General features: G+C 47.5%; 14 protein-coding genes. 5 read left to right on the top strand and 9 right to left on the bottom strand.

What is annotated here, in order from left to right; genetic code table 11:
* Positions 1–230: 230 nt before the first annotated feature.
* Complete coding sequence (locus tag FHS17_RS02115; protein ID WP_167273577.1) at positions 231–1,745, bottom strand: carboxypeptidase M32; 1,515 nt, start codon at positions 1,743–1,745, stop codon at positions 231–233.
* A 134-nt stretch (positions 1,746–1,879) separates the two neighbouring features.
* On the opposite strand from FHS17_RS02115, the gene FHS17_RS02110 reads away from it, so the two are divergent.
* Positions 1,880–2,200: an iron-sulfur cluster biosynthesis family protein gene (locus FHS17_RS02110; RefSeq protein ID WP_167273574.1), complete on the top strand. Its 321-nt coding sequence runs from the start codon at positions 1,880–1,882 to the stop codon at positions 2,198–2,200.
* A gap of 28 nt (positions 2,201–2,228) precedes the next feature.
* On the top strand, positions 2,229–2,798 hold the full coding sequence (locus FHS17_RS02105) for a beta-class carbonic anhydrase (RefSeq protein WP_167273570.1): 570 nt from the start codon (positions 2,229–2,231) through the stop codon (positions 2,796–2,798).
* 25 nt (positions 2,799–2,823) lie between these two features.
* Here FHS17_RS02105 and FHS17_RS02100 read toward each other — a convergent pair whose 3' ends face one another.
* Positions 2,824–3,357 carry a DUF309 domain-containing protein gene (locus tag FHS17_RS02100; protein WP_167273566.1) on the bottom strand — a complete coding sequence of 178 codons (534 nt, stop codon included), beginning with the start codon at positions 3,355–3,357 and terminating at the stop codon, positions 2,824–2,826.
* Between the two features lie 136 nt (positions 3,358–3,493).
* Between FHS17_RS02100 and FHS17_RS02095 the strand changes: the two genes are divergently transcribed.
* Together FHS17_RS02095 and FHS17_RS02090 are read left to right on the top strand one after the other, a co-directional pair.
* Positions 3,494–3,922 carry a hypothetical protein gene (locus tag FHS17_RS02095; protein ID WP_167273562.1) on the top strand — a complete coding sequence of 143 codons (429 nt, stop codon included), beginning with the start codon at positions 3,494–3,496 and terminating at the stop codon, positions 3,920–3,922.
* Positions 3,922–4,203, top strand: coding sequence for a YxcD family protein (locus tag FHS17_RS02090; RefSeq protein ID WP_167273559.1), 282 nt, complete (start codon positions 3,922–3,924; stop codon positions 4,201–4,203). The genes FHS17_RS02095 and FHS17_RS02090 overlap by 1 nt, the downstream gene beginning before the upstream one ends.
* Positions 4,204–4,269: 66 nt before the next feature.
* On the opposite strand, the gene FHS17_RS02085 is transcribed toward FHS17_RS02090, so the two are convergent.
* Genes FHS17_RS02085 through icmF form a run of 3 tightly spaced genes read right to left on the bottom strand, consistent with a single transcriptional unit; the run spans position 4,270 to position 8,162 of the window.
* A complete protein-coding gene (locus tag FHS17_RS02085) occupies positions 4,270–4,413 on the bottom strand; it encodes a hypothetical protein (protein ID WP_167273555.1) in 144 nt (47 codons plus the stop codon).
* 7 nt (positions 4,414–4,420) lie between these two features.
* A complete protein-coding gene (locus FHS17_RS02080) occupies positions 4,421–4,879 on the bottom strand; it encodes a hypothetical protein (protein ID WP_167273552.1) in 459 nt (152 codons plus the stop codon).
* Positions 4,880–4,928: 49 nt separating this feature from the next.
* Entirely contained in the window at positions 4,929–8,162 is a 3,234-nt protein-coding gene (gene icmF / locus FHS17_RS02075) for a fused isobutyryl-CoA mutase/GTPase IcmF (RefSeq protein WP_167273548.1), read from the bottom strand.
* Positions 8,163–8,352: 190 nt separating this feature from the next.
* On the opposite strand from icmF, the gene FHS17_RS02070 reads away from it, so the two are divergent.
* Entirely contained in the window at positions 8,353–8,589 is a 237-nt protein-coding gene (locus tag FHS17_RS02070; protein WP_167273544.1) for a helix-turn-helix domain-containing protein, read from the top strand.
* Between the two features lie 44 nt (positions 8,590–8,633).
* Here the strand turns inward: FHS17_RS02070 and FHS17_RS02065 are convergent, their stop codons facing one another.
* Genes FHS17_RS02065 through FHS17_RS02050 form a run of 4 tightly spaced genes read right to left on the bottom strand, consistent with a single transcriptional unit; the run spans position 8,634 to position 12,201 of the window.
* Positions 8,634–9,866 carry a beta-ketoacyl-[acyl-carrier-protein] synthase family protein gene (locus FHS17_RS02065; RefSeq protein WP_167273540.1) on the bottom strand — a complete coding sequence of 411 codons (1,233 nt, stop codon included), beginning with the start codon at positions 9,864–9,866 and terminating at the stop codon, positions 8,634–8,636.
* A gap of 1 nt (position 9,867) precedes the next feature.
* Positions 9,868–10,344 carry an SRPBCC family protein gene (locus FHS17_RS02060; protein ID WP_167273536.1) on the bottom strand — a complete coding sequence of 159 codons (477 nt, stop codon included), beginning with the start codon at positions 10,342–10,344 and terminating at the stop codon, positions 9,868–9,870.
* Positions 10,317–11,504 carry an NAD(P)/FAD-dependent oxidoreductase gene (locus FHS17_RS02055; protein ID WP_167273531.1) on the bottom strand — a complete coding sequence of 396 codons (1,188 nt, stop codon included), beginning with the start codon at positions 11,502–11,504 and terminating at the stop codon, positions 10,317–10,319. Before FHS17_RS02055 ends, FHS17_RS02060 begins: the two co-directional genes overlap by 28 nt.
* Complete coding sequence (locus tag FHS17_RS02050; protein ID WP_167273526.1) at positions 11,497–12,201, bottom strand: methyltransferase domain-containing protein; 705 nt, start codon at positions 12,199–12,201, stop codon at positions 11,497–11,499. Before FHS17_RS02050 ends, FHS17_RS02055 begins: the two co-directional genes overlap by 8 nt.
* Positions 12,202–12,309: the final 108 nt, after the last annotated feature.

Genomic DNA, 12,309 nt, shown 5'->3' with positions numbered 1-12,309 from the left:
AATCCTCCTGTAGATACTCAAATTAAGTAAGTACAATAGCCTATGCACTCCGCATTTTGAATGTTCTTCCGATTGCCGTTGTTCCTGAATTCCTTGAATAAATAAATCGAGGATGGAATCCGTGAACAAAAACAAACGCTAACGCTTCTACAGAATCATTCAAAATGCTCCGTTAAAACAAAAAAAACCGCAGGAATATTCTCCTGCGGCACCTTTAAGACAACCATAAATTACAGCTTATAAATATCTTTATATTTCCTTTCCAAGTAAGTAACCAGATGCTGAGGATCAAGAGGCTTGCCGGTTACGTCTTGGATCAGCTCCGAAGGCGACTTCAGCTTACCAAACTTGTAGATCCGCTCTGTCAGCCATTCCTTGATCGGAAGCAGCTCGCCGCGCCCTACCAGATTCCAGAAGCCGTCCAGCTCCCGCTCCATTGTATCGGCGATTTGAGCCGCATACATGTTACCAAGCGAGTAAGATGGGAAGTAGCCAAATGCTCCACCGGACCAGTGCACATCCTGCAGCACGCCTTCGGCATTCGATGGAGGCTCGATTCCAAGGTACTCCTTGTACTTGTCGTTCCAGATCTGTGGCAGATCTGCAGCCTTAGCTCCTTCATTAAAGATCATTTTCTCGATCTCATAACGAATAATAATGTGCAGGTTGTACGTCAGCTCATCCGCTTCAATCCGAATGAGGGATGGCTCAACAACGTTAATGCCCCGATAGAAATCTTCTACGGACACATCAAGCTGTCCAGGGAATTTTTCCTGCAGCTTGCCGAAATACTGCTCCCAGAACGGCTTGCTGCGGCCGATCACATTTTCCCAGAAACGCGATTGTGATTCATGAATACCCATCGATGTACCTGTGCAAAGTGTCGTTCCGATCAGCTCTGGCATCAGATTCTGCTCATACAGTGCATGTCCGCCTTCATGAATTGTACCGAAGAGTGCGCTCGTTACATCGTCCTCTAGATAACGTGTGGTAATCCGGACATCACCTGGATTGAGACCTGTTGCGAATGGATGAACACTTTCGTCTAGGCGTCCGGCTTCGAAGTTGTAGCCCATTTGATTCAGAATGAACAGGCTGAATGCTTTCTGTGCTTGTTTATCATATTTTTGACCAAGGAATGAAGTATCCGGCTGATGTGGTGAAGCTGCAATCGCAGAAGCAAGTGGAACCAATTGTTCACGCAAGCCGCCAAAAACGCGGTCCAGCTCTGCCGTCGTCATGCCTGGCTCATATTGATCAAGCAATGTATCATAGCGGGTTGCCTTTGGCCCCCACAAATCAATAAACTGTTGCGTGTAATCGATAACCTTTTCGAGGTAAGGTTGGAAGCTGGCATAATCATTATTCGCTTTTGCTTCTTCCCACTTGGATTCTGCTTGCGAAGATAGGACAACATATTCCTGATAGAGCTTTGGAGGAATTTTGACGCTTCGATCATAGTCTTTCCGCGTTTCGCTGACGAGTTTACGCTCGATTTCGGAGAGCTGTTCTTGCGCTGCAGGCTGCTCCAGTTCGTTCAAATATTCGCCAAGCTCTGGCGATGTTGATAACTTGAACATATCCCCGGACAAAACGCCAATTACTTCCGAACGAGTATCCATGCCTTTACGCGGTGCCCCTGTCCGAAGATCCCAATACAGAAGGCCAAGCGCTTCCTCATAGCTTTTAATTTTACGGATTGTTTCCATAAACTTTGCTGTTGTTGTTTCATTATGTACCGTCATAGTTCCATCCACCTTCCCTATTTCGAATTGCTCATTTTCAGCAGAGCATAACTTGATCTTACCGATTACAAAACGTATAATCAACTTTAACCTTTTCGTCTTTAGTAGAGTAGAGAGAAAGAGAGGATCATACGATGCGCATTACTTTTACTGCTCCTGCTGTAGAGGCCTTAACTCCTTACATAGAGGATGGCCATAAACAGCTCAAGCTGCTGCATGATACCGAAGGCTGCGGCTGTGTGGTCAGCGGTGTCCCGGCTCTCCAATTAATCGAGCAAGGCGGCCCGGATGACAAGCTGACACAAGGCGATCCATTCCCGTTCTGGTATGAACCTCGGCATGAAGTTTTCTTTGAGCCAGAGCTTCGCATTGATTATAATGTATCAAGCGGTTTTTACAGTCTTAAGAGCGACAATCAGATTTACACGCTGAACCTACGTTTTTTAAAGAACTAATATTCAACTTATTTAGGAGGCTTTCCAAATGAACAATTTAGAGAAAATTCTAACTCACAACCAGGCTTTTGTAGAAAACAAAGATTATGAGCAGTATCTGACTGATAAATTTCCTGACCGCAGAATTGTAGTAGTCACTTGTATGGACACCCGTCTCATCGAGCTGCTGCCAAAAGCGTTGAACTTGAAAAATGGTGATGCAAAAATTATTAAAAACGCTGGCGCAATCATCACACAGCCATTCGGCAACATTATGCGAAGCGTGCTTGTTGCTCTCTATGAGCTCAAGGCAGACGAAGTCTTTATTATTGCCCACCACGAGTGCGGTATGACTGGCATCAACCCGGATACGGTAGTAGGCCATATGCTGGAACGCGGCATTCCGCAGCAAACAATCGATACTCTTCGCAACTCCGGTGTTGACCTTAACCGCTGGCTGACCGGCTTTGACAACTTGAAAGAAAGCGTTGAAAAGAGCGTAAGCATCGTGCGTAACCACCCGCTTCTGCCACCAAATATTCCAGTTCACGGGATGGCCATTCACCCGGATACAGGTGCTTTGGATCTGATCGTAGATGGATACACACATTTGAAATAAAACAAAAAGGAACCGGACCCAGCGCTTATTGCAATGGACGGTTCCTTTTTTTCGTTTCTGCTGCCGCGGCCCGCTCTGCTATTACCTCACTGCGATCACGTAATTTGTGTCGGTGGATAAGCGCTTCCTCATCCATTGGGCTGATACTCCCCCACTGCACATTTAACGTGTCGCATAGCTGAATACAATGCTGTTCTAGACCCAGATCAGTCACTTTTAACGTCATATCCTGATAAGGCGTCCGCTCTCCTCGCGATAAATAACCATAATGGCGTGATAATTCGGCTATAACATCGCTGCCATCAAGGCCTAATTCGTCAATCGACTGTTCATCCAGCTTCTCTAGCGCTTTTTCGTACATCTTGACTGCGCCTTTTTCGTTGCCGCGCCGTTCATGATATTGACCTACTGCGAGTTGAATGAGACCTACCCAAATGGATGCCCGCGGATCATCCGGATGCTCTTTCCAGTACTCCTCGAGCAGCTCATGACATTCGAAAAAATCCCGTGTACCATTAAATTCCACCAAGTAGGAGATATAAGCTGAAGGATAAGACATATGGGTTCTCCCCTGTTCATATATATGATTTGGAACATTGTGTATAAAAAATTTTGAAACCTCCGTTAATATTAGCCGTAAATGTGTATGATAGCAACGAATACTCTACACATCGAAGCAGGAGGAGAAGTACACAATGAAAAAAGGGTTACTGGTCATGATCGCTTTCGCTTTGTTCCTGACATTTGGTCTTGGTCAAGCGGATGCTGCAAAACGAGGCGGCGGATTCAAATCGCCAAAACAAAGCTACACGACAACACCTAAGAAGCCAGCGGCATCAGAATCAACTTCTGGTACGAAGACAAACACTGGTGCAACAACATCTAAAACAGGCACAACGGCAAGCAAAGGCTTTTTCGGCGGAGGCAGCTTTATGAAAGGCATGCTCGTAGGCGGAATCGCAGGTATGTTGTTTGGCGGCATGATGGGCAGCATGGGCGGTATGGGTCAGTTCTTTGGTCTGATCATCAACTTGCTTGCAATCTTCGTGCTCGTAAGAATTGTTATCTCGCTGTTCCGAATGTTTAAGAAGAAAAATAATCCCGATACACGGAGACCTTACTAATGACAAGAATTTACACGGACGAAATTATTAATGCCGTTTGTCTGCATATGGCAGATCGCAGAGGCGTGCAACCTTCGGACGTGGAGGTGCAGCTGTCCTGGGATGAAGAGTACGGCTTCACCGCAGAAGTATGGGTTAAAGGTCGGAGCCAATATATTATCGAAGCAAATCTGCTCGAGGCGATTGAGCAATATATGTACCGGCAGTACAACCGCCGCGTCTTCCGCTCCAATATTAAGCTGGATGTGGACGAAGAGATGTGGGCGGACATCGAAGATTAGATTAGAAATGACGGAAGCCTCCAATTCCACTGCAAGAGTGGGGTTGGAGGCTTTTTCTATACCTGTCTACTTCTCTTCCCGCTTCACACGGTCATTCGCCCATGCTTGATCGATAGCTTCTTTCGTAATATCCCGTTTTGGAAGATTAAGATAAATGATAAATAATAAAATAGAGTTCATAACCGTTAGTAGAAATGTAAGAACAAGCACGATTGATTTACCTCCGATTAAGCTTTAGGTCAAAATAGTCGGATTGTCCGTCCCATATAACCTGTAATTTGATGACCGTATTCTTATCAGGTACAGCTTTCGCTACGTTTAAGAGCAACAAATAAATCCCGCTTACAGCTACATCCTCCGTAATAATCGCACCACTGCCGCCAACAAACCCGCTGCCGCCATCATAATTCGTTCTGATTTCTCCTGTTGGAAAAGGTTTAGGCCCTAGAAACTTTAAGAAGCTCACAGAATCATACCGTTCAGTTCCTGGAAGCTTATAAATAAACACCGACACAGCCCAGTTATCACTATGCCCTTGAAACGAATAGACTTCCTTGGACTTCGCTACTTGAGGAATATCTTTGCTATCAATACCTGAGTAGACATTTTCACCATGACTGCAGCTGCTGAGAATAATTAAGCAGAAGACCATTAGCCCAACTACAATTCGTTTCAAGTCTTCACCTCTCATTCGAATTGTTTTACCTATATTTTCTATTCCTGAGTTACATATTCCTTCTATATTGCCCTCCAACCTCAAATAAAGTATTTGTAATCTGGCCGATAGACGCGAATTTCACAACCTCCATCAAAGTCTCGAACAGATTCTCGTCTGATTTGGCTGCCTTCTTCAAACTGTCCAATGCTTCTGCACATTTCTGCTGATGCTTCATTTGGAAAGCCTGCAAATGACGAATTTGCGCTTGTTTCTCTTCTTCCGTGGAACGTGCAAGCTCCATCTCGTAATGCTCTTCTCCCGGTTCTGGATTCAAGAACGTATTCACTCCGATAATCGGCAGCTCCCCCGTATGTTTCTTTTGCTCGTAAAATAGTGATTCATCTTGGATTTTGCCCCGCTGATATTGCGTTTCCATTGCCCCAAGTACGCCTCCACGATCATGGATTCGCTGAAACTCCTCGAGTACAGCCTCCTCCATCAGATCAGTCAACTCCTCAACGATAAAAGAACCCTGCAGCGGATTCTCGTTCTTCGCAAGCCCAAACTCCCGATTAATAATAAGCTGGATCGCCATCGCCCGGCGTACGGAGCTTTCCGTAGGCGTCGTAACAGCTTCATCGTACGCATTCGTATGAAGAGAATTGCAATTATCATAAGTCGCCATTAAAGCCTGCAGCGTCGTTCGGATATCGTTAAAGTCCATCTCCTGCGCATGCAGCGAACGGCCTGAAGTTTGTATATGATATTTCAGCTTCTGACTCCGCTCATTTGCCCCATACTTGTATTTCATGACAGTCGACCAAATCCGGCGCGCTACCCGCCCCATCACGCTGTACTCAGGGTCCAGGCCATTACTGAAAAAGAAAGACAGGTTAGGCGCAAAATCATCAATGTGCATCCCGCGCGCCAAATAGTATTCCACATAGGTGAATCCATTCGCCAGCGTAAAAGCCAGCTGTGTAATTGGGTTCGCCCCTGCCTCTGCAATGTGATACCCGCTGATGCTGACCGAATAATAATGGCGTACGTTATGATCGATAAAATATTGCTGGATGTCACCCATCATTTTCAGAGAAAATTCGGTGCTGAAAATACAGGTATTCTGTCCTTGGTCCTCCTTCAGAATGTCCGCCTGCACCGTCCCTCGAACAGAACGCAGCGCTCGCGCCTTGATTGATGCATACTCCACTTCATCCGGCTGACGCCCTTGCTCACTTGCAAATATATTAATCTGCTGATCAATAGCCGTGTTCATAAACATGGCAAGAAGGATTGGAGCCGGGCCATTGATTGTCATCGATACGCTGACGGAAGGAAGGCATAGATCAAAACCTTCGTACAGTTTTTTCATATCATCCAGCGTACACACATTAACTCCGCTATTCCCGATTCTCCCATAGATATCGAGACGGTCGCCTGGATCCTGCCCATATAAGGTCACACTATCGAAGGCAGTGGATAAACGCTTCGCTTCATCATTCCGGCATAGATAATGAAAACGCCGGTTCGTCCGCTCGGGAGTCCCTTCCCCTGCAAACTGGCGTTTTGGTTCCTCATCGGTTCGTTTGAAGGCGAATACGCCTGCAGTATAAGGGAATTTACCAGGCAAATTCTCCTTCAGCAGCCAGCGAAGCAGTTCACCTGCCTCATGAAACTTTGGTAAGCTGACCTTCGGTACAAGACTTCCAGAAAGCGATTCCATCACATATTGCTGATAGGACCTGCGGACATCCGGCCAATCCGACAGTTGTTTCCGGCAGTCCAGATGCAGATCATCCTCCCATTCCATCAGCATGGCATCCAGCTTTTCAGCGAAAAGAACGGTCTCTTCATTTGTCAGAAGCCTTCCTTGATTGGCGTGAATCAGTTGGCGCGTGCCTTTCAGCTGGGCAATCGTTCGGACGACGGCGATCTGCTCTTCGGTAAATTTTTTATAGTAACGGACGGTTTGTATAATTTCCCGCAAATATCCGGTTCTCTCTTGAGGGATGATTGCCTTTTTCTTAGCAGCCTGCTCATAAGGGATATTTCGCATTAGCGGCCAATCTCCACCTGCTTTGTCCTCAATGAGCTTCATCACATGATGAAAAAGCATCGTCACACCTGGATCGTTAAATTGACTTGCAATAGTCCCGAATACAGGAAGCTGCTCGTTAGGAACCCCTTCAAGGCGCCGCCTGCTTCTTCTAAACTGCTTGCGAACATCCCGGAGTGCATCCTCCGAGCCGCGGCGTTCAAACTTATTAATAATGACGATATCGGCGTAATCAATCATATCGATCTTTTCGAGTTGAGTAGACGCTCCGTATTCGCTCGTCATCACATACATCGATACATCACATAGATCGACGATCGAAGCACCACCTTGGCCGATCCCGCTCGTTTCGATAATAATAAAGTCATAACCGGCTTGTTTGACGACAGCAATGGCGTCTTTCGTGGCGTCACTAATCTCCAAACGAGAGTTTCTAGTTGCCATACTGCGCATATAAGCTCTTGGATCATGGATCGCATTCATCCGAATCCGATCGCCAAGCAACGCTCCACCCGACTTCCTCTTGGTAGGATCAATCGAAATAACGGCAATGGTTCGGTATGGAAAATAATCAAGATACCTGCGGACCAGCTCATCAGTGAGTGAGCTTTTCCCCGCTCCTCCTGTTCCTGTAATGCCAAGTACCGGCGTCTCAGGAATTTGCTCATGCAGCTGTTGCAGGACATTTGTTGTCGTGTGATCCAAAAACAGATTGGCCGCTTTATCTTCGGCAGCCGATATAAGCCTAGCAATCGCTCCACAATTTCTGGATTTCAGCCCCTTAAGATCCTGCTCAGCCTGTCTTGGCGTAGGATGATCACTTGCCTCAATCATGTAATTGATCATACCTTGAAGCCCCATCATACGACCGTCTTCCGGAGAGAATACTTTTGCAATTCCGTAACGATGTAAAGCTTCAATCTCTGAAGGAATAATAACCCCGCCGCCACCTGCGAAAATTTTAATATGGTCGGCTCCTGCCTGCTTTAATACATCGTACATATACGTTAAATACTCGATATGTCCGCCTTGATAAGAGCTGATTGCAATCCCCTGTACATCCTCTTGAATCGCAGCGCTCGTCACTTCCTGAACCGACCGGTTATGGCCAAGATGAATAACCTCAACACCAGATGCTTGCAGAATCCGCCTCATAATATTGATTGATGCATCATGCCCATCAAATAAAGCAGCTGCTGTTATGAATCTAACATGGCATTGCGGGCGATAAACGGGTATTTCCATACTGAATCCCGCCCTTCCGATCTGAGTAATACCAGCCCTTCTCCTTATTCCTACAATATTCGAGTTCAGGCCGAGCGATTCACATTCTTTATTGCCGCTTAATTGAGCAGCTTAAATATACTTTGAATCTATCCGTCAATCAGAACGTATAGTTATAAATGATGACCTAACAAAGCAGGAGGAAGAAAGAATGAATTTGACTCCAACTCAACAAACCGTGTTGCTAACCCTAACAAAAGAATGGTTGTCACCCGTGCAGCTCAGCGAACGTCTTCCCAAAGATTCGGGAAATCTATACAGTGTTAATCAGTCACTTAAAGACTTAGTGAAGGCAGGATTGGCACAAGTGAATCCTGTTGTATATGGTCTGTATCGGTTAACAGCGAAGGGCACAACCTTCAAAGAAGAAGCGCAGAGTATCGGGTAATGTAAAAAATAAAGGGCATCTCCCTTTGGGAAGATGCCCTTTATTTATGCTCTGCGGAACGCAAGCACGGCGTTCACGCCGCCGAAGCCATAGGAATTAGATACTGCCGCGTCTGCTCGAACCTCTCTTGCATGTCGTGCAACCAGATCGATCTCCGCTTCCGGATCAGGATCAAGCAAATTCGTCGTTGGCGGAAGCCAGCCATTGCTGAGAGATAGCAGCGTAATAGCTGCTTCAATCGCACCGGAAGCGCCAAGCGGATGACCGTACAATCCTTTCGTACCGCTGACCGCAACAGGCCGGCTGCCGAATACACTTCTAATCACTTTCGATTCCGTCACATCGTTTAACATCGTAGAAGAACCATGTGCATTTACATACCCGACATCATCCGGCGACATATCTGCACTGGCAAGTGCCATCTTCAGCGCTCGGGCCGCCTGTGCCCCGCTTGGCAGAGGTGCGCTCATATGATGAGCGTCGTTTGTTAACCCAAATCCAGCTAGCTCTCCATAAATTCGTGCGCCACGAGCACGGGCATGATGCTCTGCTTCAATGACGAGAATAGCCGAGCCTTCACCCATTACAAAGCCATCACGATTCCGGTCAAATGGTCGGCTTGCACTTGATGGCTCTTCATTACGTGTGGACATGGCGCGCAGCATATCAAATGCACCAAACGATAAAGGAGCAAGTGGCGCTTCTGAGCCCCCTGCAATAACAACATCTGCTTCCCCTCGTTGAATAGCCTGTAGCGCTCGTCCGATCGCAACAGCTCCAGAGCCGCAGGACATCGAATTGGTCTCATTCGGACCAGTAAAACCAAATTCCATCGCAAGATTACAGGAAGCCGCTCCTCCGAATACCGAGAAACCAAGTGTCGGTGATACAGAACGGAATCCACCTTGCATATATTGGCCGCACTGCTCTTCGGCAAACGCGATTCCACCAAGAGCAGATCCCATAAATACGCCAGCCCGCTCCGACTCTATATCTTGCGCATCCAGCCCTGCATCACGAAGCGCCATAATGCCTCCCGCTACCGCTAGCTGCGAATAACGATCCATCCGATGTGCACGCTTCTTATCCATAAAAGCTGTTGCGTCAAACTGCGGGATTTGCGCAGCGATCCGGCTGCGAAGCCCTTCCGGTACAAACCTATCGATCGGCTTAACCGCGCTCTCTCCACGCTGTACCCCTGTCCATAACGCTTCTACACCAATACCAATAGGTGTTACACAGCCTATTCCAGTCACAACTGCTTTGATCTCTGCCATATCAGCTCACCTCTTCCTGTTTTTCTTGCTGTTCGATTTGCCTCTTAAGTCCTTGCAGCGTCCGATCCGCTATGACATAGACGAATAAGTCGCCAATCATCCCCGAAGCAAGCTTTCGGCCAAATGGAGGCTGCAGCCAACGATGGATAATAACGACTTTCACCTGATCCTTCTGCCCTTGCGGCTCAATCTGCCACTCCACTTCCATTCCTGCCGTCACACCTCGAACATGCTTGTAAAAGACCGTGCGGCGCTGCTGATCGATATCCATCTGGCTGACCCACCATACCGGCCATCCGAATGGCTTAAACGGTCTAACCGCCTTCATCATCACGAGTCCGCCCTGATCGCTGCTGCCCTCTTCAAACTGAACTCCCCGATAATGTGGAAGCAGCAATGGCCATCTTTCCACCTGCCGAGCATATTGAAAAGCCGTTTCTTGATCGCAATTTATGGTGATTTCATTACGGGTATACATGGCTGTGCCTCCTTCGGACAATCTCCTATTACTTCCGCCAGCTTATTCCTAAGCAGTGGTACTGCCCCCACTAACCGTAAGGCTGATCGCCATATGAGCGGCTGCCTGTTTAGTCGTTCTATGAAGTGCTGCAACTTGGTACCAAATGCAAATTCCTGGTTACGATCAACCACAAATTGGCGGATCGGCTCCGATCTTCCACTTTGAAGCGACTGCAGTAATGCCGGCGCCGCAATTTCGGAGCTTCTTAGTGCTCGATATATCCCCTGCCCGGTTAATGGATCATAATAACCCGCTGCATCACCGAGCAGCACCATACCTTCAATGAAATGAGGTAGAACAGGACGGTCGAATGGGCCGCATGCCAAAACTTCTCCTTCAATCTCCGCCTCGATTAAGCGATCGAATAACTCCGGTATTGCTCTTGCTTCTTGGAGTACATATGCAGAACGTTCTCGCCCTGCAAGTGCTGAAGATTGGTTACTATCTAATGCAACGGTCATATTCGCTTGTCCACCACCAATGGGAGCAAGTCCAATTACTTTTCCATGCGGCCCTGTAAATAGTTCAACTTTACCGCTTAACCCTTGCATCCCATTAAGCCGCATGGTGAATGCTGCCTTTCGAAGAGGTCCATATCGGTTCACTTTGGCACTTCTTGCAACGACCGATCGTAGTCCATCACTTCCTGCAACAATAGCTGCACGTATGGTTAGAGGTCTTCCTTCAGGAGAACGTGCAACAACACCCGTTACCCTGTCCCCTTCCCAGATCAAGCGTTCGACTCTCGTACGCTGCTCGAAAATCGCCCCTGCCCGTGTGGCTTGCTGGACCATCCATTGATCAATTACTTCTCTACGGCAGCCTATGCCAAAATCCCCTTTCGGGTAAGCTGCTTCTAGCGTTGTTTTTCCGCTTACAACCCGCCATCCGTTTAAATGGCTGTATGGAAAATCAAAAGCTTGTTCCACATTCGTGTATCCCGCCACTCTTCCCAATGCAGCAACTGCACCAGGATTAAGCGATTCTCCACACGGTTTGCGACGCGGGAAGGATTCTGCATCAAGCATTAAAACTCGGACACCACTGCCGGCAAGTAACTTCGCCAATGTGCTTCCTGATGGGCCTGCCCCCACCACGATCACATCATAATTATTCATGGCCAACAACTGCCAAACGGAATGGAAAATGCTTATGTACCGTAGCTTTGACACCCGCTTGCTGGACCAGCTGCTTCGCTTCTTGCTCAGTGAAGGAGCGCTGTACCGAAAGTGGACCGTCATGCCGCGTCACTGGACTCCTCCAGACAAACTTTGCGAGCAGCTTAGCAGCCCAATAAGCAAGCCGATGCCTTTCTAAATCTGTCACTACCCAGCCTGAGCGGGTAACGCGGGACATTTCCCCTAACAGCTTCGCCGCAGAACCTTCGTCCAAGTGATGAAGCGCAAGGTTGCAAAAGGCGATATCAAAACTGTTGTCCTCGAAGGGAAGTGCTGTACCATCTGCATTTAGCACTTCAATTGACGGATAGGCATCTGTCCTGCGTGCTGCGAGCTCTACAATTTGTGGATGATTATCGACGGCAACAACAGTTGCCCTCCGACCTCGTTTCTCACACCATTTCACAAAAGCAATTGGCAGATCTGCAAGCCCCGTCGCCACATCCAGCACTCGAATAGGCTCAGCTTGATTAAGCCCCCGCATAAGCTTTTCCAAATGAACAAACAAAGCGGGATTACCACCGAGATATCGATTGACGCCCCACACCTCGCACAGGCTTTTTTCAAGCTCTAATGGCTCCACGCCATCACCATCAAGCAGCTCCTTCAGGTTCAGCCGCTCATACAGCTGTGCCATCACATCACCTCATCCAGCTTTTTCCTTCATGGCCTTATTGTTATTCTTTTCCACTTTTTTTATCCATCAGTGCTGTCAAGCTCGAACTCTTGGTAATATTTACACTGG

The organism is Paenibacillus lupini (assembly GCF_011761355.1).
Lineage (GTDB): Bacteria > Bacillota > Bacilli > Paenibacillales > Paenibacillaceae > Pristimantibacillus > Pristimantibacillus lupini.
Note: the sequence above shows the minus strand (reverse complement) of the source record. Positions and strands in the feature narration are given on the sequence as shown.

Bases quoted from the DNA above. Each gene is read 5' to 3' on its own strand.
- FHS17_RS02055 (WP_167273531.1), bottom strand. From the start codon at position 11,504: ATGAATAATTATGATGTGATCGTGGTGGGGGCAGGCCCATCAGGAAGC.
- FHS17_RS02095 (WP_167273562.1), top strand. From the start codon at position 3,494: ATGAAAAAAGGGTTACTGGTCATGATCGCTTTCGCTTTGTTCCTGACA.
- FHS17_RS02060 (WP_167273536.1), bottom strand. From the start codon at position 10,344: ATGTATACCCGTAATGAAATCACCATAAATTGCGATCAAGAAACGGCT.
- FHS17_RS02100 (WP_167273566.1), bottom strand. From the start codon at position 3,357: ATGTCTTATCCTTCAGCTTATATCTCCTACTTGGTGGAATTTAATGGT.
- FHS17_RS02070 (WP_167273544.1), top strand. From the start codon at position 8,353: ATGAATTTGACTCCAACTCAACAAACCGTGTTGCTAACCCTAACAAAA.
- FHS17_RS02090 (WP_167273559.1), top strand. From the start codon at position 3,922: ATGACAAGAATTTACACGGACGAAATTATTAATGCCGTTTGTCTGCAT.
- FHS17_RS02105 (WP_167273570.1), top strand. From the start codon at position 2,229: ATGAACAATTTAGAGAAAATTCTAACTCACAACCAGGCTTTTGTAGAA.
- icmF (WP_167273548.1), bottom strand. From the start codon at position 8,162: ATGGAAATACCCGTTTATCGCCCGCAATGCCATGTTAGATTCATAACA.
- FHS17_RS02115 (WP_167273577.1), bottom strand. From the start codon at position 1,745: ATGACGGTACATAATGAAACAACAACAGCAAAGTTTATGGAAACAATC.
- FHS17_RS02050 (WP_167273526.1), bottom strand. From the start codon at position 12,201: ATGGCACAGCTGTATGAGCGGCTGAACCTGAAGGAGCTGCTTGATGGT.
- FHS17_RS02110 (WP_167273574.1), top strand. From the start codon at position 1,880: ATGCGCATTACTTTTACTGCTCCTGCTGTAGAGGCCTTAACTCCTTAC.
- FHS17_RS02065 (WP_167273540.1), bottom strand. From the start codon at position 9,866: ATGGCAGAGATCAAAGCAGTTGTGACTGGAATAGGCTGTGTAACACCT.